The 24969-nt window shown below is 71.6% G+C and carries 25 protein-coding genes and 1 pseudogene; 8 read left to right on the top strand and 18 right to left on the bottom strand.

Translation table 11 applies throughout. The features are described from left to right. Positions 1–87 precede the first annotated feature (87 nt). The 3 genes from FVE25_RS48700 to FVE25_RS48690 all read right to left on the bottom strand — a co-directional run bounded on the left by FVE25_RS48700 (position 88) and on the right by FVE25_RS48690 (position 3470). Complete coding sequence (locus FVE25_RS48700) at positions 88–606, bottom strand: CGNR zinc finger domain-containing protein (RefSeq protein ID WP_157249745.1); 519 nt, start codon at positions 604–606, stop codon at positions 88–90. A 96-nt stretch (positions 607–702) separates the two neighbouring features. Next, positions 703–1800 (bottom strand): GntG family PLP-dependent aldolase, encoded by a 1098-nt coding sequence (locus FVE25_RS48695; protein ID WP_219825646.1) that lies wholly within the window; start codon positions 1798–1800, stop codon positions 703–705. A 275-nt stretch (positions 1801–2075) separates the two neighbouring features. Continuing rightward, positions 2076–3470 (bottom strand): MFS transporter, encoded by a 1395-nt coding sequence (locus FVE25_RS48690; RefSeq protein WP_281367894.1) that lies wholly within the window; start codon positions 3468–3470, stop codon positions 2076–2078. 130 nt (positions 3471–3600) lie between these two features. Here FVE25_RS48690 and FVE25_RS48685 point away from each other — a divergent pair, with 130 nt between their 5' ends. Both FVE25_RS48685 and FVE25_RS48680 read left to right on the top strand, forming a co-directional pair. Beyond that, positions 3601–4575 (top strand): Dyp-type peroxidase, encoded by a 975-nt coding sequence (locus FVE25_RS48685; protein ID WP_246267470.1) that lies wholly within the window; start codon positions 3601–3603, stop codon positions 4573–4575. Next, a complete protein-coding gene (locus tag FVE25_RS48680) occupies positions 4572–5366 on the top strand; it encodes a family 1 encapsulin nanocompartment shell protein (protein ID WP_157249742.1) in 795 nt (264 codons plus the stop codon). Before FVE25_RS48685 ends, FVE25_RS48680 begins: the two co-directional genes overlap by 4 nt. On the opposite strand, the gene FVE25_RS48675 is transcribed toward FVE25_RS48680, so the two are convergent. Beyond that, complete coding sequence (locus FVE25_RS48675) at positions 5309–5986, bottom strand: TetR/AcrR family transcriptional regulator (RefSeq protein WP_157249741.1); 678 nt, start codon at positions 5984–5986, stop codon at positions 5309–5311. The two genes, FVE25_RS48680 and FVE25_RS48675, sit on opposite strands and share 58 nt — an antisense overlap. A 79-nt stretch (positions 5987–6065) precedes the next feature. On the opposite strand from FVE25_RS48675, the gene FVE25_RS48670 reads away from it, so the two are divergent. From FVE25_RS48670 to FVE25_RS48660, 3 genes and pseudogenes are all read left to right on the top strand, one after another. Next, on the top strand, positions 6066–6863 hold the full coding sequence (locus FVE25_RS48670; RefSeq protein ID WP_157249740.1) for an alpha/beta fold hydrolase: 798 nt from the start codon (positions 6066–6068) through the stop codon (positions 6861–6863). A 69-nt stretch (positions 6864–6932) separates the two neighbouring features. Beyond that, a complete protein-coding gene (locus FVE25_RS48665) occupies positions 6933–7907 on the top strand; it encodes a M4 family metallopeptidase (RefSeq protein WP_181019717.1) in 975 nt (324 codons plus the stop codon). A 257-nt stretch (positions 7908–8164) separates the two neighbouring features. Continuing rightward, positions 8165–8665 (top strand): annotated as a pseudogene (locus FVE25_RS48660) (histidine kinase dimerization/phospho-acceptor domain-containing protein); the annotation flags it as partial. Between the two features lie 335 nt (positions 8666–9000). On the opposite strand, the gene FVE25_RS48645 reads toward FVE25_RS48660, so the two are convergent. From FVE25_RS48645 to FVE25_RS48615, 7 genes are all read right to left on the bottom strand, one after another. Then, the gene (locus tag FVE25_RS48645; protein WP_246267572.1) at positions 9001–9510 is read right to left on the bottom strand and encodes an energy-coupling factor transporter transmembrane component T family protein; all 510 of its coding nucleotides are present in this window, start codon (positions 9508–9510) and stop codon (positions 9001–9003) included. A 38-nt stretch (positions 9511–9548) separates the two neighbouring features. After that, positions 9549–10223 carry an energy-coupling factor ABC transporter ATP-binding protein gene (locus tag FVE25_RS48640; protein WP_157249735.1) on the bottom strand — a complete coding sequence of 225 codons (675 nt, stop codon included), beginning with the start codon at positions 10221–10223 and terminating at the stop codon, positions 9549–9551. Beyond that, positions 10224–11312 (bottom strand): thiolase family protein, encoded by a 1089-nt coding sequence (locus FVE25_RS48635; protein ID WP_157249734.1) that lies wholly within the window; start codon positions 11310–11312, stop codon positions 10224–10226. It abuts the gene before it with no gap. 13 nt (positions 11313–11325) lie between these two features. Further along, on the bottom strand, positions 11326–12525 hold the full coding sequence (locus FVE25_RS48630; protein ID WP_157249733.1) for a class I adenylate-forming enzyme family protein: 1200 nt from the start codon (positions 12523–12525) through the stop codon (positions 11326–11328). Further along, entirely contained in the window at positions 12522–13091 is a 570-nt protein-coding gene (locus tag FVE25_RS48625) for a biotin transporter BioY (RefSeq protein ID WP_157249732.1), read from the bottom strand. The genes FVE25_RS48630 and FVE25_RS48625 overlap by 4 nt, the downstream gene beginning before the upstream one ends. Before the next feature lie 97 nt (positions 13092–13188). Continuing rightward, complete coding sequence (locus FVE25_RS48620) at positions 13189–14328, bottom strand: family 2 encapsulin nanocompartment cargo protein terpene cyclase (RefSeq protein WP_157249731.1); 1140 nt, start codon at positions 14326–14328, stop codon at positions 13189–13191. Between the two features lie 32 nt (positions 14329–14360). Then, positions 14361–15200 carry a geranyl diphosphate 2-C-methyltransferase gene (locus FVE25_RS48615; protein WP_157249730.1) on the bottom strand — a complete coding sequence of 280 codons (840 nt, stop codon included), beginning with the start codon at positions 15198–15200 and terminating at the stop codon, positions 14361–14363. Positions 15201–15344: 144 nt separating this feature from the next. On the opposite strand from FVE25_RS48615, the gene FVE25_RS48610 reads away from it, so the two are divergent. From FVE25_RS48610 to FVE25_RS48600, 3 genes are all read left to right on the top strand, one after another. Then, on the top strand, positions 15345–15896 hold the full coding sequence (locus FVE25_RS48610) for a TetR/AcrR family transcriptional regulator (protein ID WP_157249729.1): 552 nt from the start codon (positions 15345–15347) through the stop codon (positions 15894–15896). Positions 15897–15901: 5 nt separating this feature from the next. Beyond that, on the top strand, positions 15902–17077 hold the full coding sequence (locus FVE25_RS48605; protein WP_246267468.1) for an FAD-dependent oxidoreductase: 1176 nt from the start codon (positions 15902–15904) through the stop codon (positions 17075–17077). A gap of 72 nt (positions 17078–17149) precedes the next feature. Further along, positions 17150–17974: an ion transporter gene (locus FVE25_RS48600; protein WP_246267466.1), complete on the top strand. Its 825-nt coding sequence runs from the start codon at positions 17150–17152 to the stop codon at positions 17972–17974. On the opposite strand, the gene FVE25_RS48595 is transcribed toward FVE25_RS48600, so the two are convergent. The 7 genes from FVE25_RS48595 to FVE25_RS48565 all read right to left on the bottom strand — a co-directional run bounded on the left by FVE25_RS48595 (position 17928) and on the right by FVE25_RS48565 (position 24523). Beyond that, positions 17928–18557 carry a S1 family peptidase gene (locus FVE25_RS48595; protein WP_157249726.1) on the bottom strand — a complete coding sequence of 210 codons (630 nt, stop codon included), beginning with the start codon at positions 18555–18557 and terminating at the stop codon, positions 17928–17930. The genes FVE25_RS48600 and FVE25_RS48595 overlap by 47 nt on opposite strands. 196 nt (positions 18558–18753) lie before the next feature. Continuing rightward, positions 18754–18966 carry a hypothetical protein gene (locus FVE25_RS54755; RefSeq protein ID WP_219825644.1) on the bottom strand — a complete coding sequence of 71 codons (213 nt, stop codon included), beginning with the start codon at positions 18964–18966 and terminating at the stop codon, positions 18754–18756. A 38-nt stretch (positions 18967–19004) separates the two neighbouring features. Then, the gene (locus FVE25_RS48585) at positions 19005–19541 is read right to left on the bottom strand and encodes a dihydrofolate reductase family protein (protein ID WP_157249725.1); all 537 of its coding nucleotides are present in this window, start codon (positions 19539–19541) and stop codon (positions 19005–19007) included. Between the two features lie 84 nt (positions 19542–19625). Next, the gene (locus tag FVE25_RS48580) at positions 19626–20618 is read right to left on the bottom strand and encodes a glycerophosphodiester phosphodiesterase (protein WP_157249724.1); all 993 of its coding nucleotides are present in this window, start codon (positions 20616–20618) and stop codon (positions 19626–19628) included. Between the two features lie 38 nt (positions 20619–20656). Next, positions 20657–22885, bottom strand: coding sequence for a xanthine dehydrogenase family protein molybdopterin-binding subunit (locus FVE25_RS48575; protein ID WP_157249723.1), 2229 nt, complete (start codon positions 22883–22885; stop codon positions 20657–20659). Then, entirely contained in the window at positions 22882–24042 is a 1161-nt protein-coding gene (locus tag FVE25_RS55940) for an FAD binding domain-containing protein (RefSeq protein ID WP_157249722.1), read from the bottom strand. The genes FVE25_RS48575 and FVE25_RS55940 overlap by 4 nt, the downstream gene beginning before the upstream one ends. Continuing rightward, entirely contained in the window at positions 24029–24523 is a 495-nt protein-coding gene (locus tag FVE25_RS48565) for a (2Fe-2S)-binding protein (protein WP_181019716.1), read from the bottom strand. Before FVE25_RS48565 ends, FVE25_RS55940 begins: the two co-directional genes overlap by 14 nt. Between the last annotated feature and the right edge of the window lie 446 nt (positions 24524–24969).

The raw sequence follows: 24969 nt of genomic DNA, 5'->3' as shown, positions 1-24969 counted from the left end.
CGAGGGCTGCGGCCGAGGGGCCGGGCGCGGGCCGCCGGATACACCGAACCCCAGGTGGATCCGGCGGCCCGGCCCGACGTCTGTGATCTATCTACGGCGCCGCGCCCGATGCGCCGCCGCGTGCATGCGGTTTCCGCAGGTACGGCTGTCGCAGTACACCCGGCAGCGGTTGCGTGAGGCGTCCACGAAGACCCGGCTGCACCCTTCCGCGGCACAGGTGCGCAGACGCGTCTGCTCCCCGTGCACGAACAGCTGGGCCAGGGCCAGACCGCAGTCGGCGGTCAGCTGCTCGGCCACCGGCGCCTGCTCGGCCGAGTGGTGCAGATGCAGGGGCAGGCCGTCGTGCTCGGACAGCCGCAGCGTGACCTTGGTCGCGCCGAGCAGCTTGTTGAGACGCTCCACGGCCTGGTCTGGCGTGGTGAAGACGCGGTGGAGCTCGTCCCGCGAGCCGCGCACGGCGTCGAGGTCGGCTCCGGTGACCTCGTCCGGACTGGCGACCTTGCGGCGTTCGACGAGCGCCGCCAGGTCGGCGACGGTGGTGAGCGGCGTGTTGACCAGGTCGACCGCCGTGCCCAGCGAGCGGATCAGATCATGGCTGAACAACATGCGTTTCTCCCGGCGGGGTGTGCCCCCGGCGTCGAATGGGACAGGAGGTGTTCTGGTGGCGTGCTCGGCGTCGGACAGCGCCGCCGGGCCAGGGCGTCAGCCGGCGAGCACGCGTCGGCGATCGGTCCGTCCCCTCCTCCTGGCGTCGGCGAGGATCGATCCGATCACGTCGAGGGCGTAGCCGATGTCGTCGGCGGACACTCCGTTGTGGGTGACCGCTCTGATCCGGTTGTGGCCGAGTTCCGCCAGCCGTACCCCTCGCGCCTGCGCGGCGGCGATGAAGGCGTGAGTGTCCAGCTCGGACGTGGCCACCCGGAAGAAGACCATGTTGATGCCGGGGTCCACGCGTTCGACGGCGAGCTCGGACATGGCGGCCAGGCCGTCGGCGAGCCGGCGGGCGCTCACGTGGTCGTCGGCCAGGCGGTCGCGATTGGCCAGGGCCACGATGCCGGCGGCGGCCAGCACTCCAGCCTGACGCATGCCGCCGCCGAGCATCTTGCGCAGGCGGCGCACGTCGCGGACGAAGGCGGCGGTCCCGGCGACGATCGAGCCGACCGGCGCGCCCAGCCCTTTGGACAGGCAGAACATCACCGAGTCGGCATAGCCGGCGAGCTGGGCCGCGGGTACGCGGGCGCTCAGCGCGGCGTTGAAGATCCGTGAGCCGTCCAGGTGGACGGTCAGGCCGTTCTCCCGGGCGAAGGTGGTGACCTCGCGCAGGTAGGAGGCGGGCAGCACCTTGCCTCCGCGGTGGTTCTGCGGGTTCTCCAGGCAGAGCAGCGCGGGCAGGGCGTACTGCGGATCACCGGGGCTGGCCGGGAAGGCGGCGGCGATGAGAGCGAGGTCCATGGTGCCGTCGGCGCGATTCGGCACCGGGTGGTAGACCACTCCTCCGCACACTGAGGCACCGCCTGCCTCGTACAGGTAGATATCAGATTCCGCACCCACGATGACCTTGGCCCCGCGGGGGCAGTGGGTCATGATGGCGGACAGGTTGCCCATGGTCCCGCTGGGCATGAAGCAGGCGGCGTCTTTGCCGATCACGTGCGCGGCCATGGCCTCGAGCTCGTTGACCGTCGGGTCTTCGCCATAGCCGTCGTCGCCGAGTTCGGCTACGACCATCGCCTCCAGCATCTCCCGCGACGGGAGGGTGAAGGTGTCGCTGCGCAGCTCGACCCGGCGCTCGGGGGAACTCACGTCGGCCTCCTTGCCGGGTGAGCGGTGTGAAGGGCATCCGGCCCCAGGGTTGGGTCCGATCGGCACCCGTTATTCCCAGGGGTTGTTGGCGGTGCGGCGCGACATGAGAAGCATGAACGTACGAGTCAGTTTGGCGGTGAACATGGCCTGCGTCTCCTTCGCCTCGCCCCGGGTGGGGGCCGGTCCTGTGGATCAACTGGCCTCAGGCTCAAGGGGACGGGCATCGTCCCACTACCGTTTCGCTATCGTGCGCTATCCGCGACGATAGTCGCAGGTCAGGGCCGATGTACCGGCCCTTTGCCGCGGCTGCGGGACAGATCGTGGAGGGCTGCGGCGAGGGCGGCGGCGACGAAGACGAGCACCATCACGAGGCCGTTGCGGAAGGCTGCGGGCCAGCCTTCGCCGACCGCGCCGAAGAAGATCGAACCGGTGGCGGCGATGCCGAACGACGTGCCGAGGCGCTGGCCGGTCTGCAGGACTCCGGCGGCGCTGCCGCCGTGCTCGGGCGGCACCTCCGACAGCGTGATGGCCTGATTGGGCGAGATGACCAGGCCGCTGCCGAGCCCGGTCACCAGCAGGGTGGGCGCGGTGTACCAGCCGAGCCCGGCGGCGGGCGCCAGGAAGGTGACGGCGATGGTGGCGGCCAGGCCGGCGAGGACGATCGTCAGGCCGGCCGCGACCACGCGCCGCCCGGCCCGCGCGACCAGGCGCCCGCCCGCCAGCGCCGCCAGCGCGGAGCCGAGGGCGAACGGGGTGATGGCCAGGCCCGCCTCCAGCGGGGTGTACCCCAGGCCGCTCTGCAGGAAGAGGGTGTAGGTGAAGGGGATGCCGGTGAACCCGGCGAAGTAGAGCATGCCGATGGCGGCGCCCAACCTGTAGGAGCGCCGGGAGAACAGGTCGAGCTGGACGAGCGGCTCACGCCCGTAGTGGCGCTCCCAGGTGACGAACGCGGTCAGCGTGAGCAGGGCGGCGGGGACGAGCAGCCACTTGGCCTGGCTGTCCCACTGGTGTTGCTGGATGAACGGCAGCAGCAGCCCGAACACGCCGAGGCCCAGGAGGAACACGCCGACGGGGTCCATGCTCTGCTGCCGGCGGCGCAGGGCGGGGCCGGGCGCGGGCAGCAGTTTCCAGGCCAGCGGCAGCAGGATCACGCCGATCGGCAGGTTGACGAGGAAGACCCACCGCCAGCCGTACTCGGCGCCGAAGAGCGTGACGAGCGCGCCGCCGATCGCGGGACCGGCGGCGGTCGCGACGCCCATGGTGGCCCCGAACGCGCCGAAGGCCCGGCCGCGTTCCTGACCCTGGAACATCTGCTGGATCAGCCCGGACACCTGGGGGTTGAGCAGTCCGGCGCCGATGCCCTGGACCAGCCGGGCGGCGATGAGCAGGTGGGTGGTGGGCGCGAACCCGCAGGCGGTACTGGCCAGCGTGAACAGCGTCACGCCGATCATGAACATCGTCCGGCGGCTGCGGGCGTCGCCGAGCCGGCCCGCGGGCACGAGCAGCAGGCCGAAGGTGAGCGCGTATCCGGACAGCACCCACTGCAGGCCGTCCTCGGTGGCGTGGAGGCTCTGCTCGATGGAGGGGAGCGCGACGTTGACGATGCTCACGTCGAGGCCGGACATGAAGGCGGCTGTCAGGCATACCCCGAGGGCGGGCAGTCGTCTCACTCCTCGCCTGTGTCCGCGAGCGGCCGCCGGAAACCACCCATTCAGACCGTTGGTTGTCCTGTGAGGTTGGCCTTACCGGCGGGCGGCAACGTTCGACCAGGTGAGCCCACGACAGCATGGACTTCAGGCGGTGCTCGGGCCGTTGAGCCGGGCGGCCGTCTTCACCGTCGCCACCGTCCGGCCGGGGGCCGCCGCCCGGGACGCGGTGCGCGCGCTCTGCGGCGACCTGCCCGCGCTGCTGCGCACGGTCGGGTTCCGCAGCATGGACGGCCGGCTCTCCTGCGCGCTCGGGTTCGGCGCGGACGCGTGGGACCGGCTGTTCGACCTGCCGCGCCCGGCGATGTTGCGCCCGATGCCGGAGGTGCGCGGCGTCCACTACGCACCCTCGACGCCGGGCGACCTGCTGCTGCACCTGCGCGCCGAGCGGATGGACCTCTGCTTCGAGCTGGCCGCGCTCGTCATGGAACGGCTGTCCGGCGCGCTGGCCGCCGTGGACGAGGTGCACGGCTTCCGCTACTTCGACGCCCGCGACCTGCTCGGCTTCGTGGACGGCACCGAGAACCCGGACGACGAGGACCTGGCCGCCGCGTCGGTGCTGGTCGGCGAGGAGGACCCGGTGTTCGCCGGCGGCTCCTACGTCACCGTGCAGAAGTACGTGCACGACCTGACCGCCTGGAACGCGCTGCCGGTCGAGGACCAGGAGCGTGTCATCGGCCGCACCAAGCTCGGCAACGTCGAGCTCGACGACCAGACGAAGCCCCCGTGGGCGCACAACGCCCTGACCGTCATCGAGGAGGGCGGCAGAGAGCTGAAGATCCTGCGCGACAACATGCCGTTCGGCAACGCCGCCGCGGGCGAGTTCGGCACCTACTTCATCGGCTACTCCAGGACCCCGGACACCATCGACCGGATGATGACGAACATGTTCGCCGGCGATCCGCCCGGCAACTACGACCGGATCCTGGACTTCTCCACCGCCCTGACCGGCTCGAGCTACTTCGTCCCGGCACCCGCCCTGCTCGACCGCCTCGCCGAGGCCGCCGAGGAGACCGAGGAGCCCGGCGCGCTCGAGATCGGCAGCCTCAAAGGAGTCCCGCAGACATGAACAACCTGCACCGCGACCTCGCGCCGATCTCCGCCGCCGCCTGGGCGCAGATCGAGGAGGAGGTGGCCAGGACCTTCAAGCGCAACCTCGCCGGCCGCCGGGTGGTCGACACCCACGGCCCCTCGGGCGCCGGCCTGTCGGCCGTCGGCACCGGCCACTACACCAGGATCGAGCCGCCGGGCGACGGCGTCGAGGCCCGCCGCCGCGAGGTGGCCGCGCTGGTGGAGCTGCGCCGGCCGTTCGAGCTGAGCCGCGAGGCGATCGACGACGTGGAGCGCGGCTCGGGCGACTCCGACTGGCAGCCGGCCAAGGACGCCGCGACCGCCCTGGCCATCGCCGAGGACCGCGCGATCTTCCATGGGTACGGCGCGGCCGCCATCTCGGGCATCGTCCCGGCCAGCTCGCACACCCCGATCCCGCTGCCCGCCGAGGTCACCGGCTACCCGGAGGCGATCGCCCAGGCGCTGAGCGGGCTGCGCATGGCCGGTGTGGACGGGCCGTACACGGTGTTGCTGGGCGCGGAGGCGTACACGGGCGTGACGGAGACCAGCGACCACGGCTACCCGGTGCGCGCGCACATCGAGCGCATGGTGGACGGCGAGATCATCTGGGCGCCGGCGCTGACCGGCGCGCTGGTCCTGACCACGCGGGGTGGCGACTATGACCTGCACCTGGGGCAGGACCTGTCGATCGGCTACCTGTCGCACACGGATGCCACGGTCAGGCTCTACCTTCAGGAGTCGTTCACGTTCCTGCCGTTCACGGCAGAGGCGGCGGTGCCGCTGGCGTAGGCGGCCAGGAAGACGCGCACGCCCGCGTCGGCGTAGTGGCGCAGTTCCGCGTCGCTGAACATGGCGCCCTCGACCGGCATGGACATCGCCTTGTTCAGCGGGATCGACAGCACGAGCCAGTTGAAGTGCTGGGCGGCCAGCATGGGGTCGGGCGCGTGGAGCAGCCCGCGCCGGTCGAGCGCCTCGAACCATCCGGCGAAGATGGCGCACGAGCGCTCCGGCCCGTTCTCGTACCAGGCACGGGCCAGGTGCGGGAAGCGGTCGGCTTCGCCGATGAGCACGCGGCGCATGCGCAGCAGGGGCGGCTGCATGACCACGCTCAGGTGCATGCGGGCGTATTCTCGCAGGTCGCGCTCCAGGTCGTCGGTGCCGGGCATGGCCAGTTCGAGCGGGTGCGGGTCCACCTCCATCTGGGAGATGTCGAGCGTGATCAGCTCGCCGAACAGGCTCTGCTTGTCCGCGAAGTGCTTGTAGACGGTCTGCTTGGAGACCTCGGCCATGGCGGCGACGTCGTCCATGCTGGTGCCCGCGAAGCCGTTGCGCAGGAAGAGGGTGCGGGCCGCGTCGAGGATGGCGCGGCGTTTCCTGGCCGTGCGCCCGTCCGACTGTGTCTGCTCCATGCTCAAAATCATACTAGACGGTCCAGTACTCACGGCAGTACTGTACGGTCTAGTTCCGAATGCGGAGAGAGGAAACACCATGTATCTCGACATTTCTGATGGCCGGCTGTACTACGAGGTCCGCGGCACCGGCCCCCTGGTCCTGTTGTTCGGCGCTCCCATGGACGCCGGCGCCTTCGCCCCCCTCGCCGACCTGCTCGCCACCGACCACACCGTGGTGACCGCCGACCCGCGCGGCATCGGCCGCAGCGTGCTGACCGACCCCGAGCAGGAGTCCACGCCCGCCCTGCGCGCCGCCGACCTGGCCCGGCTCCTGGACCACCTCGACGCCGGCCCCGCCGTCGCGTTCGGCTCCAGCGGCGGCGCTGTCACCGTGCTCGCCCTCGCGCAGTCCCGCCCCGACCTCCTGCGCGCGGTCATCGCCCACGAGCCCCCGCACTACCACCAGCTCGACGACCGCGAGAAGCTGACGGCCAGGGTCGAGGACATGATCGCCGCCTACGCCGCCGGCGACATCAAGGGCGCCTGGGCGATGTTCATGGAGAACGCCAACATCCACCTGCCCGAAGGCATGCTGGACCACTTCGTCCCCGAGCCGGGCACGCAGGCGGCCGCCGACGACCGCTACTCCTACCTCCAGATGCTGCGCGGCACCGTCCAGTGGGTGCCCGATCTGCCCAACCTGCGCGACAACCCGGCGAAGATCCTCATCGGCCTCGGCGAGGAATCGGCCGGCGAGCTCTGCGACCGGACCTCCAGGGCACTTGCCGCCTCGCTCGGCACCCAGCCCACGATGTTCCCCGGCGGCCACATCGGCTTCGCCGAGGACCCGGGGACGTTCGAACCCCGCCTGCGCGAGGTCCTGCGCGAGGTATAAGGCGCCGTTATGGCGACACGTGGGCTTTTCCCGACCGATCGAGTGGTGTGCCCTGAAGGGGTGAAACTGATGCCCCGGTTGAGCTCCGTCGCCCTCGCCGCAGTCGTTACTCTGGCCGGCGGAACTCTGCAACCCACCGTCGGCTTCGGGCTTCACAACGGAAGGGTCACGATTGACCTCGACCCCGGCCGGATGGTGGACTCCACCCGGCCGGGACTCCGCTGCGGCGGCACCAGCGGCGTCCCCTTCGTCGTCACGGAGCCGGTCGACGGCTCGCCTGCCGTCAGGGCCTGCGTCGACGTGATGTACGGCGCACAGCAGTTGTGGAACATGCTGCGCGACTGGGCGGGCCGCAACGGCTTCGACGGCAACGGCCGGGCCTTCCCCGCCGTCGTCGACGCCAGCACCGTCAACAACTACTGGAACGGCGCGAGGGCCGGCTTCGGCATCGCCGCGCTCAGGCCCCGGACCACCACCCTGGACCTCGTCGGCCACGAGTACGGCCACGCCGTCTACCAGTACACCCCCGGCGGCGCCGGGTCCGGCAACGAGATGGGCGCGCTGAACGAGTCGGCCGCCGACATCCTCGGCGCCGGCGTCGAACACTACGCGAACAACCCGAACAACCCGCCCGACTGGCTGATCGGCGAGCTCCCGGGACTGGGCACCGGGCCGCTGCGCAACCTGGCCAACCCCGCCGCGGTCGGCTTCCCCGCCTGCCACGGCCCCATCGGCGAGGTACACGCCACCTCCGCCCCGCACAGCCGCTGGTTCGTCCTGCTGGCCGACGGCACCAGGGCCAGCCCCCAGCGCTGCGACGGCGGCCCGCCGATCACCGGGATCGGGGTGCGCAAGGCCCTGCAGATCTTCATGGCCTCGCTGACACTCAAGAGCAACCCCTGGAACCACAAGAAGGCCCGCATCGCCACCCTCACCGCGGCCAAGACGTTGCATGCCCCGAGCTGCGCCGAGTTCGACGTGGTCAGACAGTCCTGGAACGCCATCGGCCTGCCCGCCCAGCCGGCCGAACCCACCTGCCCATAGCGGTCCTTTACCAGGGCGACGCTTTGCTGCGAGCCGGTTTCGGCAACGATCTCCCCCTGCCCGCCGAGCTGTCCACCCCGCCCGGCATCGACCTCCTCCAGGTCGTCGCCGCCGACGGCCGGGTGCTCTCCAGCTCGCCGCAGGCCACCGGTCCCGGCCGCTTCAGCACCCTGCCCACCCCGCAGGCCGAGCGCATCTACTCCGCGTACGGCCCGCCGTCGCTCCCCGGCCAGGCCGGCGACTACTACATCGCCGCCATGTCCACCACCTCGCCCCGAGGCCAGGTCACCGTCTACGCCGCCGAGGACGTGGCCGGCACCCGGCAGGCCGTCGGCCTGTTCTACCTCACGCTCGCCGTCTCCGTTCCGACCCTGCTCGTCATGGTGGCCGTCGCCGCCTGGACCGCCGTCGGCCAGGCGCTGCGCCCGGTGGAGCGCATCCGCACCCAGCTGGCCGCCATCACCGCCGGGGACCTCGGGCGGCGCGTCCACCAGCCCGGCACCGGCGACGAGATCGCCGCCCTGGCCGCCACCACCAACGACACCCTGGCCCGATTGGAACGCTCCACCGAGACCCAGCGCAACTTCGTCAGCGACGCCTCCCACGAGCTGCGCAGCCCCATCACCGCCCTGCGCACCCAGCTCGACCTGGCCGTCACCTACCCGGAGGACACCGACTGGCCCGAGGTGAGCGCCCGCTCCCTCGAGGCGGCCGACCGGCTGGCGGGGATCATCGACGAACTCCTGCTGATGGCCAGGCTGGACGCGGGAGCCGTACCGGACGAAGGGCCCGTGGACGTCGCGGAGCTGGCGCGGCGGCAGGCCGCGCGCCGCCCGGCCGTCACCGCCGACCTGGCGTCGGAGGCGTACGTGGAGGGCTCGCCCATCCAGCTCGACCGGCTGCTGACGAACCTGCTGGACAACGCCGAGCGCCACGCCCGCTCCCACGTCGAGGTTGCGGGTCGCGGTGGAGGGCGAGGAGGTGGTGCTGACCGTCACCGACGACGGCAACGGCATCGCCCCCGAGGACCGCGAGCGGGTCTTCGAGCGGTTCACCCGGCTCAAGGAGGGCCGCGGGCGCTGAGCACCGCGCGTCAGTCGTCGAGGCCGCGGGCGCTGAGTGCCTCGCCGAGCGCGTCCGCGTGCCGCAACGCCCCCACCACCAGAGGTACGGCGAAGGCCCGAAGGCTCCAGCTCACCCCGCGCGCCAGCTGCGCCTCCCTGACCCGCCGCGCCAGGTCGGCCAGCAGCGGCACGCTGCGCAGGGTCAGGGTGAGCATGAGCGAGACGCGGAACGGGTCGATCTTGAACAGCCGCAGCGGCGTCAGCCCGCGTTCCAGCGTGGCCATCATCACGGAGGCGGGCGTGGTCAGCGTGACCAGCCCGGCCAGGGCCACCATCAGCACCACCCGCGTCGTGGTCGAGACCGCCTCCGGCAGGCCGGCGAGCAGGAGCTGGGTGGCGAAGAGCACGGCGGCGAACCAGCGCACCGGCCGCACCTGCGCCCAGGCCGCCGCGGGACGGACGCGGGCCACGCCGTACAGCCCGATCACGACGAGCGCCGCCCCCGCCAGCGCCCACGGCGACCGGAGCAGGACCAGCACCGTGCAGCCCGCGGCCAGCCCGAGCAGCTTGAGCCCGGTCACGCCATCAGCTCGCGATAGCGGGCGAGCGCGCTCGCGGGCGGGCCGTCGGCCACGAGCTTGCCCTGGTCCAGGACGAGCACCCGGTCGAAGCCGGTCAGCAGCTCCAGGTCGTGGCTGACGACCACCACCTGCTGCGGCAGTTCGGCGATGACCTGCGCCACCTGGCGGGAGTTGCGCAGGTCGAGCAGGGTCGTGGGCTCGTCCATGACCAGGATGTCGGGTTCGAGCACGAGCACCGAGCACAGGGCCAGCAGCTGCTTCTGCCCGCCGGACAGCTGATGGGCCGGGTGGTCGGCGTGCCCGGCCAGGCCGTACCGGGAGAGCACGTCGGTGACCAGCTCGTTCACCTCGGCCTTGGACAGGCCCCTGCGCCGCAGGGAGAAGGCCACGTCCTCGGCGACGGTCGGCATGACGATCTGCGCGTCGGGGTCGGTGAACACGAACCCCACCCGCCGCCTGATCGTGGCCGCCTCCCGCCGGGTGTCCATCCCCAGGACGCGCACGCTGCCCGAGGCAGGCAGGGCCAGGCCGTTGAGCAGGCGGGCGAAGGTGCTCTTGCCCGAGCCGTTGGCGCCCACCACGCCGATGCGCCGCTCGGGCAGGGTGAGCGTCAGCCCGTCCAGGACGTCGCGCTCGGCCAGCCGTACGCGCACGTCTTTCAGCTCGATCACTCACACCACCTCGAACAACGCGGCGACTCCCAGGCCGCCCCCGACCGCGGCCGCGGCCAGACCCAGGGTGCCACGTGCGACGCCGTGCCCGGTCAAACGGGTGAACAACCGGGTGACGACGACGGCCCCGCTGGCTCCCCATGGGTGCCCGAGTGCCAGCGCGCCGCCGCCGGCGCAGACGCGGTTTCGGTCGGCGCCCAGCGGGTCCAGGCCGAGCGCGTCGGTCACCGCGAGCACCTGGGCGGCGAACGCCTCCACGATCTCCACGGCGGCGACCTGCTCGATCCCGACTCCGGCCCGCGTCAGCACCCGCTCCACGGCCGGGACCGGGCCCCAGCCCGGCAGCTCCGGGTCGCAGCCCGCGACGGTGCCCGCGACCAGCCGCAATCCCGGCACGCCCGGCTGCTCGCGCACGAGCATGACCGCCGCCGCGCCGTCGCTGATGGGCGAGGAGTTGCCCGCCGTCACCGTCCCGCCGGGCACGAACGCCGCGGGCAGCCTGGCCAGCGACGCCGCGCGCAGCACGCGGGGCCGTTCGTCACGCTCCCGCCCGCCGATCGGGACGATCTCCCGGCCGAAGTCGGCCGCCAGCGCCTTGGCATGGCTCTCGATCGCGTAGGCGTCCTGGCGCTCCCTGCTGATGCCGTACTTGACGGCCAGCGCCTCGGCGGCCGGGCCCATGTCGGGGTCGGGCCGGCCGCGCGGGGTGAAGGGCGCTCTCGCGTACGGCCCGGCCGCCCCGGGATGCGTGCGCAGCGGCGCCGTCGAGGCGCTCTCCACCCCGCCCGCGATCACCACGTCCATCTCCCCCGCGGCCACCGCCTGCCCGGCCACCAGGATCGCGGCCAGCCCGCTGCCGCACTGCCGGTCCACGGTCAGCCCCGGCACCTCGTGACCGAGCCCGGCGGCCAGCGCCGACACCCGCGCCAGGTTCCCGCCCGGTCCCATGCAGTTGCCCAGCACCACGTCGTCCACCCGGGCGTCCCCGGCCACGGCCGCGATCACCGGCGCGGCCAGGTCCTCGGCGGTGCGGTCCTTGAAGGCGTGCCCGGCCGTCCCGATCGGGGTACGGCGGGCCGCGACGATCATCGGCCGGCCCATGTCAGACCAGCCGCCTGAACCCGGTCAGCCCCTCGGCGACCAGCGCGCGGGCCGGCTTGCCCGTGGCGTTGCGCGGCAGGCTGCCTGCCGCGTACCAGCGGCGCGGGCGCTGCACCGGGTCGAGCCCGTCGCGGGCCGCCGCCTCCAGCGCCGCCCGCCGTACACCGTCGCCCTCGACCACCGCGGTCACGACCGCGCCCAGCTCGGGGTGGGGCGAGCCGACCACGACCGCGTCCAGCACGCCGGGCACCCGGCGCAGCACCGCCTCCACGTCCTCGGGCACGACGGTGGCGCCGCCGGTCTGGATCGCGCCGTCGCCCCGGCCGCGCACCCGCAGCACCCCGCCCGGCGTGTACGGCCCGGCCAGGTCGCCGACGCTGGCCCACCCGGCGGCGTCCCGGCGCAGCGGCCCGGCGGCCGGGCCCAGGTACCCCTTGGCCACCCAGGGCGAACGCACCCACACGACGCCCTCGCGCACCTCGATCTCGGTCTCGGGGAAGGCGCGCAGCCCATTCCCGTCGGGGTCGGCGGCGACGAAGGACAGCTCGGTGGCCCCGTAGTACGCCACCACGCGCAGCCCCTCGGCCTGGGCCCGCACGGCGGGGTCCAGTGCCGCGCCGCCCACGACGGCCACCCGCAGCGACGGCGGCTTGGGCAGCACCTGCGGCAGCTGGTGCGGCACCAGGTGGACGACGCTGGCCCGGCCGAGGTGCTCCAGCGACCACCGGCCCGGGACGATGGCCGTCGCGCCGACGCCCAGCGCGTGCGCGGCGGCGAAGCCGTACAAGGAGGAGACCAGCGGGCCCGGCACGAGCACGACGTCGTCCTCGCTCACCCCGGCCAGCGCGTTGAGGTGCGGGAAGGAGTCCCGCCACGACTCCCGCGAGCGCAGCACGGCACGCGGGCGGCCGGTGCTGCCGGAGGTGAAGCTCGCCCATCCCGGCCCGGACAGCGTCCATTCCGGCGTGACCAGGCGCGCCGCCGCCGGATCGCAGATCAGCGGGACGATCCCGGCCAGGTCGGCGGCGAGCGCCGTCGTCAGGGCGCGCACCGGATCCCGCGCGGTGATGACGGACCGGGCGGGCAGGGATTTCACCCGGCGGGCGAGTTCCCCGTAGGTGACCTCCTCGTCCGGCCCGACCAGGGCGAGCCGTTCCGGAGCACGTGCGGCGTGCTCCAGGACGAGGTCGGCGACCGTCACGTGTGGTGCTCCCGCCGGCGCCCCGGCGCGGCGTCGGGATAGGCACGCTGCACACCCCGCGCGACCAGGGCGGCGAGCACCGCCTTGATCAGGTCGCCGGGCAGGAAGATCGCGCTGCCCGCCAGCGCCGCCCACAGGGGCAGCCCGGTGATCGCCGCCTGCACCGGCACCCCGATCAGGTAGATGACCCCGATCCCGCCGACCACGCAGGCGATCAGCAGCCGGACGAAGCCGGGCTTGGCCCCGCCCCGCTCCGCGATCCACCCCGTGAGCGCCGCGCCCGGGATCCAGCCGAGCAGGTATCCGGCCGACGGCATCGCGAACACGCCGAGCCCGCCCCGGCCTCCGGCCAGCAGCGGCAGCCCGACCGCCACCAGCACGAGCAGCACGACGACGGCCAGTGCCGCCCGCCACGTGCCCAGGATCACCCCGGCGAGCATCACGCCGAAGGTCTGCAAGGTGATCGGTACGGCGTTGCCGAAAACGTTCAGCGACCCCGGTAGTCCGAGCACGGCGATGAGCGCCGCGAACACGCTGACCCTCGCCAGGTCTCCAGCATTTTTCATGGCACCGATCTCACACCACAACCCGATGATCCAGATATGGAGGGTTGCCACAACTTCCGGCGGTGTTAACCGGTGCCCGCGTGGTGGCGCCGCACAGTTACGTCTCTGTCGTGGAGTACCTGTTGGTGGTGCTGTGCCACTCGAAACTGCCGCCCAGCCAGGCGCCGAGGGCCCACAGGAACTGCCGCAGCTCGAGCGAGGGCGTCTTGGCCAGCTCGCGGCAGTCGGCCTCGAACGCCGCGACGATGTCGTTGTGCAGCGCGACGGCGCGCTCGGCGGCCTCGCGCAGGCTGCAGCCGCGTTCCTCGGCGATCAGCAGCACGAGGTTGCAGTCGGGCCGCTCGTCGGCGGCCTCCTTGAGGGCCGAGTGCAGGTCGTTGACGATCACCGCCGCGGTGCCGGCCCGCATGGCCGCGCGGTGCACCCGCGGCCGGTAGAAGAGGTTGGCGGGCAGCTCGTAGCCGCCCGCGATGTCGATGAGCGTCATCGAGGTGTAGAAGCTGTCGTGCTGGCGTGTGGCCAGGTATCGCCATGCCTCCACCTGCTGCCCGCTCTGCCGCCAGGCGCCGTAGGCGTTCCAGCTCACCCACATCTGGCACGAGGTGAGGTTGACCCGGGCGATCTGGGAGGGCGTGGCGTGCCTCGCCACGTGATCGCGGGCGGAGGTCAGCGAGACCAGGACCGGATCGGCGCCCAGCTGCTCGTCGAGCTGCTCGGTGAACTCGTCGGCGGGCGGCGGCGCGTCCATGGCCGACACGGCCAGGGCCAGCCGTCCGGCCAGGAGTTCCGGGTCGGCGCCCAGCTCGGTCTCGTCGGCGTAATAGTCGTCGCAGGCCCACCAGGCGGCGTTCATCTGGGCGGCCAGCAGCAGCCGGTCGGGGTCGTCGATGTCGGGGTGCGCCAGCGTGATCAGCCGCCCGAACCCGGTCTGCCGGAACTGCTCGATGCGTCCCTCGTGCAGTCCGATCCCTTCGGCCCACGCCACCAGCCGCTCGTTGACCAGGGTCGCGAGCGCGTCGTTCACCCGGACGGTCAGCGGGCAGTACAGCGGCGGCATGCTCCCGTCGGCCCACGGCCGCAGGGCGTAGGTGAGCGGCGGCTGCCGCGTGACCCGTGGTCCGGCGGAGCACCAGAACGGGTCTGGCACGGGGCCGCCGTCCGCCGGATCTGCGAACAGGCGGACGGCGGAGGTGCCGAGCCCGGTTGGTCCGGACAGGAACGCGGAGGGGTCGGGCATGACGTTCCTTTCGCTGGGCGAGGGTGCTCGGGTCAGACGCGGTCGGCGGCGATCAGCAGGTATTGGAAGCTGCCGTCGCGGTAGGCCGTCAGGAACGCCTGCTCGATGCCGGTGATCACGGAGGACTGCGCGCGCAGTTCCCAGTAGGGGATGGTGAGCTCGGTCAGGTCCACCACGCTGATCGGCACCAGGCCGTTGTCGGCCATGGCGCGGAAGTAGGCGCTGCGCGGGTGGATGTCGCAGATGTAGTGGGCGTTGATCTCGCTGACCGCCTTGGAGGGCAGGCCGTAGACGTCGTTGTAGCAGCCGGTGATGGTGACGTACCGGCCGCCGGGCCGCAGGAGCTGGGCGTGGGCGGCGAACAACTTGGCGAGGTTGACGTACATCGTGCTCTCGTTGTTCCAGATGCCGGCGAAGCTCTCGGGTTCGAAGCCGGTCTTGAGCATGTTGCACAGGTGGAAGCGGACTCTGTCGTCCACTCCGCGCAGGCGCGCGTGCTCGTTGGCGAAGTCGACCTGCTTCTGCGAGATCGAGACGCCGTCGACGTGGCAGCCGAAGCGCTCGTGGGCCATGAAGCTGCTGCCGCCGCGCCCGGAGCCGGCGTCCAGCAGCCGGTCGCCGGGCTGGATCGGGCCGAGGTGGTCGAGCAGGAGCACGGCCTGGGCCGTCTCCAGCCGGTGCATCTCGGCGATCATCCGCTCGTCGCGGCCCTCCTCGGGCCCCTCCAGGACCGACCAGTCGACGTCCCCGATGCCGTAGTGATGGTGATAGGTGCCCGAAACCTCGCCGAGGCGGAGGTTGACCGGGTTCTTCTCCCTGTTCCAGTAGTCAGCCACGGAGTTCTGGTACGGGCTGCTGATGACCACGGACATAGGCACGCCTTTCCGGGAAGGATCGCCACCTGCTCCTGACACGCACGCGAAGTTATCGCCCCGCTACCGAAAGCGAAATGCGTTGTTCCGGTATCCGGAACCCTGTATCTTCGTTGAATAAACGTTTACTCAACAAGGATTCCCATGACCACTCGGAAGGAACAGGCAGAGCGCCGGCGGGAACAGCTCCTCGACGCGGCGCTGACCGTCTTCGCGGCCAAGGGTGTGGACGGCGCCTCGGTCAAGGACCTCGCCACGGCCGCCGGCGTCACCCCCGGACTGCTCTACCGCTACTTCGACAGCAAGGAAGCCCTGGTCGAGACCCTGCTCAGGGAACGCGGCTTCCTGCCCCGCCTGCGCGAGCTGCTCACCGCGGGCCACACCGGCCGCCCCGCGCGCGAGGTCCTGATCGACCTGCTGACGGACTTCGACACCCTGCTGGCCGACAACGCCGACCTGGTCGCGCTCTTCTTCGGCGCCACCCGCGCCCGCGCGGCGCTGGCCGAGCTGACCGGCGAGGGACAACACCTCATCGGCGCCTTCCTGGAGTCCGCCGTCGCCGCCGGCGAGCTGCGTCCCCACGACACCCGCACCGCCGCGCGGACGCTGTTCGCCACGGTGGCGGTCAACCGCGCCATGCGCGCCCCGATCGACGTCCCGGCCCTGATCGGCCTGCTCTACCCCGGCGAGAGGTGACGGCCGTGCGAACCCGCGTGCTCGTGGCCGGCGGCGGTCCCGCCGGCATGATGACCGGCCTGCTCCTGGCCCGCCAGGGCGTCGAGGTGACCGTCCTGGAGAAACACGCCGACTTCCTGCGCGACTTCCGCGGCGACACCGTGCACCCCTCGACGCTGGAGGTCATCGCCAGGCTGGGCTGGCTCGACGACTTCCTGAAGCTGCCGCACAGCGAGATGCGCGAGGTGTCGGTGACCATGGGCGGCCGCCGCGTCACCTTCGCCGACTTCACCCGGCTCCGGGTGCGCTGCCCGTACATCGCCTTCATGCCCCAGTGGGACCTGCTCGACTTCCTGTACGGCAAGGCCGCCGCCTATCCCGGCTTCCGGCTGATGCGCTCCACCGAGGTCACCGGGCTCGTCATCGAGGACGGCCGGGTCGCGGGTGCGCGGGCAGGCGACCTCGAGATCCGGGCCGACCTGGTGATCGCCGCCGACGGCCGCCACTCCCGGCTGCGCGCGCAGGCCGGACTGCTGCCCGTGGCCGGTTCGCCGCCCATGGACGTGCTGTGGTTCCGCCTGCCGCGCCACGAGGGCGAGCGGGTGCCGTTCTTCCAGGGCGGGCTGGGCTCGCTGGTCACCATCGACCGGGGGGACTTCTTCCAGCTCGCCTACACGATCCCGGCCGGCGCCTATGACGAGCTCAAGGCCCGCGGCCTGCCGGTCCTCCACGACCGGCTGGGCGCCTTCGTCCCCGGCCTGCGCGATCGGGTCGGCGAGCTGGGCTGGTCCGACCTGCGGCATCTGGCCGTCCGCGTCGATCGGCTGCGGCGCTGGCACCGGCCGGGGCTGCTCTGCATCGGCGACGCCGCGCACGCCATGTCGCCGGCCGGGGGCGTCGGGGTCAACCTGGCGATCCAGGACGCGGTGGCCACGGCCAACCTGCTGGGGCCCGCGCTGCGCCGTACCGGGCCGCCCGCCGAGCGGGAGCTGGCCAAGGTGTGGGCGCGGCGGGAGTTCCCGGCCAGGGTGACGCAGGCGTTCCAGACCATGATCCTGCGCGACCTCTATCCGCGGCGGCTGTCGGACGACACGACGACGCACGTGCCCGCGATCTTCACGGCCTTCCGCGCGCTGCCGCCGCTGCGGCATCTGATGGGACGCTTCGTCGGCATGGGCGTGCGGCCGGAGGTGGTCCGCTGATTTCCTGATATATGCGGACGCCCCTGGGATGATCTTCTCGTCAGTACTCCCCCATCTCCTGGAGCGATGCAGGTGTCAAGGCGAGCGCAGGTGCGCGCCTTCCTCGAACGACGGGCCGTCCAACGGGCGATCATCACGGTCATCGTCGTCAACGCGGTCACGATCGGCGCCGAGACCAGCGCCACGCTCATGAAGAGCGCCGGCGGGCTGCTGGTCACCATCGACCACGTCGCCCTCGCCATCTTCACGGTGGAGCTCGCCCTGCGGCTCTACGCCTACGGGCGCGAGTTCTTCAAGGACCCGTGGAACTGGTTCGACGCGGTCATCGTGCTCGTCTCGCTGATCCCGGCCAGCGGCCCGACGTCCATCCTGCGGGCCTTGCGCATCCTGCGGGCGCTGCGGCTCATCTCGGCGGTGCCGAGCATGCGCCGCGTGGTCCACGCGCTGCTGGCCGCGGTGCCCGGCATGGCCTCGATCATGGGCCTGCTGGTCCTGCTGATCTACATCGCGGCGGTCGTCGCCACGAAACTGTTCGGCGAGATCATGCCCGGGCGCTTCGACGAGCTGCCCCGGTCGTTGTTCACGCTCTTCCAGATCATGACCGGCGACGACTGGGGCAACGTCGCCCAGGAGGTCATGCAGCACAAGCCCTGGGCGTGGATCTTCTTCATCGCCTACATCCTCATGTCCACGTTCGTGGCGCTGAACCTGTTCATCGCGGTCGTGGTGAACGCCATGAACGAGGTCGAGGACTCCCCCGCCGAGGCCCAGACGCGGGCGGAGCTGGCCGCGGTGCGCGAGGAACTCGCCGCCCTCACGGCCAAGCTGGACGTGCTCGTGACCCGCGAGGTCAGCCGGACAGCAGCGTCAGCCCGTACGCTTGAAGGATCGGGATGATCGGCTGGTAGTAGCTGCGCCCGCCGGTGCTGCAGTTGCCCGAGGCGCCGACCAGGATGCCCTGCAGATGCCCGCCGTACATCAGCGGAGCGCCCTTGTCGCCCGGCTCGGCGCAGATGTTGGTCTCGATCAGCCCGTGGAGAGAGCCCTGCGGGAAGGTGACCGTGATGTTGCGCCGGGTCAGCGTCCCGCACCGCCAGCCGGTCGCGCTGCCCGACCGGCACACCGACGCCCCGATCGGGGCAAGCTGGGTGCCCGTCACCCGGACCTCGCCCGTCCCGGTGCTGACCACGCCGCGCGGGGTCCAGGACGAGTTGACCCGGACCCAGCCCATGCTGCGGCCCGGGAAGCTCGCCCCCGCGACGGTCCCCTGCGTCACCCCGTTGAAGCCCTTCACGGTGCTGCCCACGGTGGCGCAGTCACCGGCGATGACGTACCCGCCCGCCACGGACGCCCCGATCGTGCAGCGGGCGCTCGCGCCCACGGAGAAGGCGTCCCCGCCCCGGACGGGGTAGGCGGCGGCGGGCGCGGTGACGAGCCCGGCGCCCAGCACGAGGCTCGCGACGATACTCCGTAAGACCATGCCCCGACGGTACGGCCGGCGGAGCGGCCCGCCTATTCTCAGGGCTGCTATAACCCCCGCGTTATCCCTCGAGCTCGATGGCGGCTTTCAGCCAGGCGGTGAACAGCTCGGCGTCGATCTCGTCGGCGCCGCGCAGCTTGACCACGGCCATCTGCCGGTTGGCCGACTCCAGCCGGCCGGACGGGTCGGCGAGCTCCTACCCGCGCCACAGGCCGAAGGTCACGTACTTCGAGTACGCTTTGAAAAAGGCCACCGGCGTCTTGCCCGGCGCGGGGCCGAGGCTCCAGACCGGGTGGCCGTGGTAGAGGGCGCCCGGTTGGGGCATGGCGGCCCCGATCAGGTCCCCGAGCTTCTCGGCGATCTCGCGCAGCGGCTGGTCGAGCTTGGCGGTGTAGTCGTTGACGGTCATGATGATGCTCCTTTGGGTCTTTTGTGCTTTTCGGGATCTCAGGCGGGCTGGTAGTGGAGGTTGACGACGCCGGTGCTGAAGGTGGCCGAGCCGACGAGGCGGAGCGGCACCCGCCCGGTGCTCTCGTCGAACAGCCGCATGCCGGTGCCCAGCGCGATCGGGTGGACCAGCAGGTGCAGATCGTCCACCAGGCCGGCCTTGAGCAGGGCGCGGGTGAGGGTGACGCTGCCGGTCAGGCTGATGTTCCCGCCGGGCTCGCCTTTCAGCTCGGCGATCCGGCCGAGCACGTCGCCGCCGATCAGGCTGGAGTTGTTCCAGTCGGCGCGCTCCAGCGTGCCGGAGACCACGAGCTTGCGGACGGCGTTGAGCCGGTCGGCCATCGGGCCGCTCTGGTGCGGCCAGACCGCGGCAAACGACTCATAGGTGGTACGGCCCAGCAGCAGCGTGTCGGCGTCGGCCTGAAGGGCGCCGACCGCGGCGATCATCTCGTCGTTCAGGTAGGGGAAGTGCCACTGGTCCGGCGCCTCGACGACGCCGTCGAGCGAGACGAACAGGCCGCTGATGATCTTTCGCATGGGGTGGTTCTCCCGGGGTGTGTTCGCTGTCCTTCGCCTACGCGTCGTCCGGGCGATGTGACAGGGAACGCACCCCGGGACTCTCTAGCCGATCACCGCGCGGGCCAGCCCGGGATCGTCGGCGAACACCCCGTCCACTCCCAGGTCCACGAAGCGGCGCAGCCATCCGGCCGGGTCGCCGTGGGCGCGGGCGAAGGCCGGGTGGCCGGGATCGCCGCGCCGATGGTCGGCGGGCAGGAAGGCGTTCTCGTTGCGCAACGTCCAGATGTGCACCTGAAGGCCCGCCGCGTGTGCCCGTTCGACCAGGCCCGACGGCTCGCCCACGCGCTGGTCCCGGCCGATCGGGAGCACGCACCCGGCCTCCACGCCGATGCCGTCGGCGTACCCGGCCACCTCGGCCAGCCCTTCGGGGGTCATCATCGCGTCGTAGCCGGGTTCCCCGTCGTAGGGGCGGCCGCCCCGGTACATGAGCTGGATGATCGGCAGCCGGGTGCGCTTGCGCAGCTCGCGCAGGTTGCCCACCTCGAACGACTGCAGGAAGACCGGGTCGCTCTCGTGCCGCCGGCCGTACCGGCTGAGGGTGTCCAGCATCGGCTCCTCCAGCGGCAGGCCCAGCTCGGTGAAATAGGTGGGGTGCTTGGTCTCCGGGTAGACGCCGACGCCGTGCTCGCACGCCAGCCGTACGACCTCCTCGAAGGTGGGGATCTGGGCCAGGCCGTCGAAGGCGGTGTTGGCGGGGCGCAGGTCGGGCAGGCGCTCGATCGCGCGCAGCGTCCTGAGCTCGGCCAGCGTGAAGTCCTCGGTGAACCAGCCGGTGTGCGCACGGCCGTCGATGATCTTGGTGGCGTGCCGGTCGGCGAACTCGGGGCGGGCTGCGACGTCGGTGGTGTCGGTGATGTCGTTCTCGTGCCGGGCGACCAGGACATGGTCCTTCGTGGCGACCAGGTCGGGTTCGATGTAGTCCGCGCCCAGCGCGATGGCGGTCTCGTACGAGGCCAGGGTGTGCTCGGGACGCAGGGCACTCGCGCCGCGATGGGCGATGACCAGCGGGCGGCGGGGTCCTGAGGTGTCGGTCATGGCCTCAGATCCTGCTACACCCGCCGGTCACCCCGGCTTCACAGCAGGGATTCGATGGTGATCGGGAAGGATCTCACGCGTTTGCCGGTCGCGTGGTGGACGGCGTTGGCGATGGCCGCGGCCATGCCCACCATGCCGATCTCCCCGATGCCCTTGATCCCGAGCGGATTGACGACCCGGTCCTCCACCTCGACGGTCTCGACCATGACCTCGGGCGCGTCGGCGTTGACCGGGACCAGGTAGTCGCCGAGGCTCGGGTTGGCCCAGCGGCCGTAGCGCGGGTCCATGTGCGTGGCCTCGAGCAGCGCCTGCGACATCCCCCAGAACATGCCGCCCATGAGCTGGCTGCGCGCGGTCTTGCGGTTGAGCACCCGGCCGGGCGCGAAGACCCCGGCCAGGCGGCGCACCCGCACGATGCCCAGCTCGGCGTCCACGGCCACCTCGGCGAACTGCGCGCCGAAGTTCAGCAGCGCGTAGTCCTCCGGCACCTTGTGCTGGTAGCTGCCCAGGTACTCGGTCTCCGGGACGAAGGCGCGGCTCAGCATCTGGCCGTAGCTCTCACTGGCGCCGTCGCGCGCGGACATGACGCCGCCGCTGACCGTCACCGTGGCCGGGTCGGCGCCGTGCAGGGGCGAACCCTCGTCGGCGACGGCCTGGGCGATGAGCTGATCGCGCAGCCCCGTGGCGGCCACGTGGACGGCGTTGCCGCCCGCGGTCGAGCCCGCGGAACCCACCGAGGCGGCCATGAACGGCAGGTCGGTGTCGCCGTACTCCACCCTGACCAGGTCGAGCGGCAGGCCGAGCCCTTCGGCGCCGATCTGGGTCAGGATCGTGGCCGACCCGGTGCCGATGTCGGCGGCGGCGATCTGGATGACCGCCGTGCCGTCGGCGTACAGGCGGGCGCGGGCCCGCTGCGGGTTCATGAGCGGATATACCGGATACAGCGCGGTGGCCATGCCGGTCCCGATCAGCCAGTCGCCGTCCCTCTGCGAGCGCGGGCGCGGGTCGCGCCGCGCCCAGCCGAACAGCTCGGCGCCGCGCTCGTAGCACTCCTTCAGGCCCTTGCTGGAGTACGGCTTGCCGCTGTTCGGATCCACGTCGGTGTGGTTGCGCAGCCGCAGCTCGATCGGGTCGAGCCCGGCCTTCTCCGCCAGCTCGTCCATCGCGCATTCCAGTACGGCCAGGCCCGCCGCCTCCCCCGGCCCCCGCATGAACGTGGGCGTCATGGTGTTGCCCTTGATCAGGTGGTAGGCGGCGTCGAAGTTGTCGCAGGCATACAACTCGCCGGAGCCGCTGAGGGCGGGCTCGGCCCAGTCGTCGTAGGCCGAGGTGATCGACAGCTTGTGGTGGCGGATCGCGGTCAGCCTGCCCTCCGCGGTGGCGCCGAGCGTGATGGTCTGCTCGTTGTCCTCGCGCAGGCCGCAGGAGGTGAACATCTGCTCGCGGGTGAGGGCCAGCTTCACCGGCCTGTTCACGATTTTTGCCACCATGGCGGCGAGTGTCGGGTGTGCCCAGATCATCGCCTTGGCGCCGAAGCTGCCGCCGACGAAGTGGGTGATCACCCGGATCCGCGAGACCGGGACGCCGAGCAGGTGCGCGACCGTCATCTGGGTGGCGGTCGGCCCGTGGGTGGCGTCCCAGAGCGTGAGCTGGTCGCCGTCCCACGAGGCCACGGAGGCCGACATCTCTATGGGATTGTGGTGGTTGGCGGCGAAGGTGAACGTGCCCTCCACGGTGAGCTCGGCCTGGGCCAGGCCCTGGGCGACGTCGCCGCGGCTCATCTGCCCCGGGGCGAGACCGGCCAGGATGCGCTCCGGGATGTACGCCTGGTCGCGGCCTTGGTCGATGACGGTGATGGTTTTTTCGGATTTTTCGTAATTTATGCGGACAAGCTCGGCGCCGCGGGTGGCGGCGTCCAGCGTCTCGCCCACCACGATCGCCACCGGCTGCCCGGCGTAGTGGATGACCGGATCCTGCATCGGGAAGAAGCTCTGCCCGTCGGCGATCGTCCCCGCCAGCGACAGCGTCAGCACCGGCTGGTTGGCGATCTTCGGCAGGTCCTCGTGGGTGAGTACGGCCTGGACTCCCGGCTCGGCCAGCGCTTGCGTGGGATCTATCCCGGTCACCCGGCCCGCTGGGATCTCCGACCCGACGATGACCGCGTGCCGCATGCCGGGCAGCAGGATCTCCGCCGTGTACTTGGCCGCCCCGGTGACCTTGGCCCGGCCGTCCACCCGGGTGACGGGCTCGCCGATCAGCGCGGTCATGACCCGCTCCCCCTCACGCACACCCTTTCCAGGACACGGACGATCGTGCGCTTGGCCAGCTCGATCTTGAACGCGTTCTGCGGCCGGCCCACCGCCTGCGCCATCTCGGCCGCGGCGGCGGCCTCGAACGCCTCCCTGGTGGCGGGCCCGCCCATCAGGTGCCGCTCCGCCGTCCTGGCCCGCCACGGCTTGGTGGCCACGCCGCCCAGGGCCAGCCTGATGTCGGTGATCATCCCGTTCTCGACGGCGGCCGCGACGGCCGCCGAGACCAGCGCGAACTCGTACGACTCACGATCGCGCACCTTCAGATACAGCGACCGGCGAGCCACCGGCGCCGCCGGAACCTCGATCGCGGTGATCAGCTCGCCGTGCTCGATCGGGTGCTCCCGCTCCGGCGTGTCACCCGGCAGCAGGAAGAAGTCCTCCAGCGGCATCGACCGTGTCCCGTGCGCAGCGCCGTTCGCGATGCCGTTGGCGTTGCGGTTCGCACTGCCGTTGGCGTTGCGGTTCGCACTGCCGTTGGCGCTGCCGTCGGCGGTGCGGTTCGCGCTGCCGTCGGCAGTGCGGTTCGCGCTGCCGTCGGCGGTGCGGTTCGCGCTGCCGTCGGCAGTGCGGTTCGCGCTGGACAGGTGAATGACCGCGTCCAGCGCCACCAGCGGCACCGCGACGTCCGACGGATGCGTGGCGAAGCAGGACTCGCTCGTCCCGAGAACCGCGTGCCCCCGATGGAACCCGCCCTCGGCGGCACAGCCGGAGCCCGGCTCCCGCTTGTTGCACGGCATCGCCGTCTCGCGGAAGTAGGCGCAGCGCACCCGCTGCATCATGTTGCCGCCCATGGACGCCATGTTCCGCAGCTGCGCCGAAGCACCCAGCTCCAGAGCCTGCGCCACCATCGGGAACCGCTCCCGCACCACCGGCGCCGCCGCCACGTCACTCATCCGCGCCAGCGCACCCAGCCGCAGGCCGCCGCCCGGCAGCTCCTCGATCTGGTTCAGCGGCAGGTCGTTGATGTCGACCAGCCGCTTCTCCTGGGCCACGCCGATGCGCAGCATGTCCACCTCGGTCGTCCCGCCGGCCAGGAACCGGCTGTCCGGATCGGCCCCCTCGGCCAGCGCCTCCCGCAGATCCGCGACCCGCGCGTAACTAATGCCGTGCACCGTCGCGCACCTCCTTGATCGCCTGCCGGATGTGCGGGTACGCGGCGCAGCGGCAGATGTTCCCGCTCATCCACTCGGCGATCTCCGCGTCGTCACCCGCGTGCCCCTCCTCCAGCAGCTTGATCGCCGACATGATCTGGCCAGGCGTGCAGTACCCGCACTGCAGCGCGTCACAGGCCAGGAACGCCTCCTGCATCGGATGATCGCGCACACCCTCGATCGTGGTGATCTCCCTGCCCTCGCAGCTCACCGCCAGCGTCAGACACGACACCACCCGCCGACCATCCACCCAGACCGTGCACGCGCCGCACGCGCCCTGGTTACAGCCCTTCTTCGTACCGGTCAGATCGAGATACTCGCGCAGCGTGTCCAGCAGGCTCACGCGCGGCTCGATCTCGATCGCGGTGGTCACGCCGTTGATCGTCAGCGTCAGCTTCGCGGGCTCAGGACCGCGCCCGGTTCTCTCCAGTGCACCATCCATCGGTGCTCCCTCTGCTATCTCACTGGCCCTTCCTCCAGCAGTGTTTCCTTTGTCCGGTTTGGCCATGGCAAAGCGTGGACCACTTCGGGGGTATATGTGGGCCGTTGCGGCGGCGCGTGCGTCCGACGTGAGAAGCGATCCCCCCGACCTGCGCCCGCCCGCGTCGGCGGGTGGCTTGGGGGCGGCCTGCCGTACTGGATGGGGGGTTGACGCCACCCCAAGCAGACACCACCCCGCACAACCCACCCAAGCACAACCCACCCGCGGAACCCACCCCCGCACAACCCACCCAAGCACAACCCACCCGCGGAACCCACCCCCGCACAACCCACCCGCACAACCCACCACGCCACGCACCGCCGCGGAACCCACCACGCCACGCACCGCGGAGTTGACCGCGGGCCCTTCACCCACGACAGCCACAGCTCGGCGATGGCTAGAGCTCG

It is taken from the genome of Nonomuraea typhae, assembly GCF_009760925.1.
Classification (GTDB): Bacteria; Actinomycetota; Actinomycetes; order Streptosporangiales; family Streptosporangiaceae; genus Nonomuraea; species Nonomuraea typhae.
The sequence above is the reverse complement of the archived record's forward strand: the minus strand, read 5'-3'. Positions and strand labels throughout refer to the sequence as shown.

Excerpts from the sequence above, each read along its gene's own strand:
- FVE25_RS48700 (WP_157249745.1), bottom strand. The coding sequence starts at position 606 with ATGTTGTTCAGCCATGATCTGATCCGCTCGCTGGGCACGGCGGTCGAC.
- FVE25_RS48680 (WP_157249742.1), top strand. The coding sequence starts at position 4,572 with ATGAACAACCTGCACCGCGACCTCGCGCCGATCTCCGCCGCCGCCTGG.
- FVE25_RS48675 (WP_157249741.1), bottom strand. The coding sequence starts at position 5,986 with ATGGAGCAGACACAGTCGGACGGGCGCACGGCCAGGAAACGCCGCGCC.
- FVE25_RS48670 (WP_157249740.1), top strand. The coding sequence starts at position 6,066 with ATGTATCTCGACATTTCTGATGGCCGGCTGTACTACGAGGTCCGCGGC.
- FVE25_RS48665 (WP_181019717.1), top strand. The coding sequence starts at position 6,933 with ATGCCCCGGTTGAGCTCCGTCGCCCTCGCCGCAGTCGTTACTCTGGCC.
- FVE25_RS48635 (WP_157249734.1), bottom strand. The coding sequence starts at position 11,312 with ATGATCGTCGCGGCCCGCCGTACCCCGATCGGGACGGCCGGGCACGCC.
- FVE25_RS48625 (WP_157249732.1), bottom strand. The coding sequence starts at position 13,091 with ATGAAAAATGCTGGAGACCTGGCGAGGGTCAGCGTGTTCGCGGCGCTC.
- FVE25_RS48620 (WP_157249731.1), bottom strand. The coding sequence starts at position 14,328 with ATGCCCGACCCCTCCGCGTTCCTGTCCGGACCAACCGGGCTCGGCACC.
- FVE25_RS48615 (WP_157249730.1), bottom strand. The coding sequence starts at position 15,200 with ATGTCCGTGGTCATCAGCAGCCCGTACCAGAACTCCGTGGCTGACTAC.
- FVE25_RS48610 (WP_157249729.1), top strand. The coding sequence starts at position 15,345 with ATGACCACTCGGAAGGAACAGGCAGAGCGCCGGCGGGAACAGCTCCTC.
- FVE25_RS48595 (WP_157249726.1), bottom strand. The coding sequence starts at position 18,557 with ATGGTCTTACGGAGTATCGTCGCGAGCCTCGTGCTGGGCGCCGGGCTC.
- FVE25_RS54755 (WP_219825644.1), bottom strand. The coding sequence starts at position 18,966 with ATGACCGTCAACGACTACACCGCCAAGCTCGACCAGCCGCTGCGCGAG.
- FVE25_RS48585 (WP_157249725.1), bottom strand. The coding sequence starts at position 19,541 with ATGCGAAAGATCATCAGCGGCCTGTTCGTCTCGCTCGACGGCGTCGTC.
- FVE25_RS48580 (WP_157249724.1), bottom strand. The coding sequence starts at position 20,618 with ATGACCGACACCTCAGGACCCCGCCGCCCGCTGGTCATCGCCCATCGC.
- FVE25_RS48575 (WP_157249723.1), bottom strand. The coding sequence starts at position 22,885 with ATGACCGCGCTGATCGGCGAGCCCGTCACCCGGGTGGACGGCCGGGCC.
- FVE25_RS48565 (WP_181019716.1), bottom strand. The coding sequence starts at position 24,523 with ATGGATGGTGCACTGGAGAGAACCGGGCGCGGTCCTGAGCCCGCGAAG.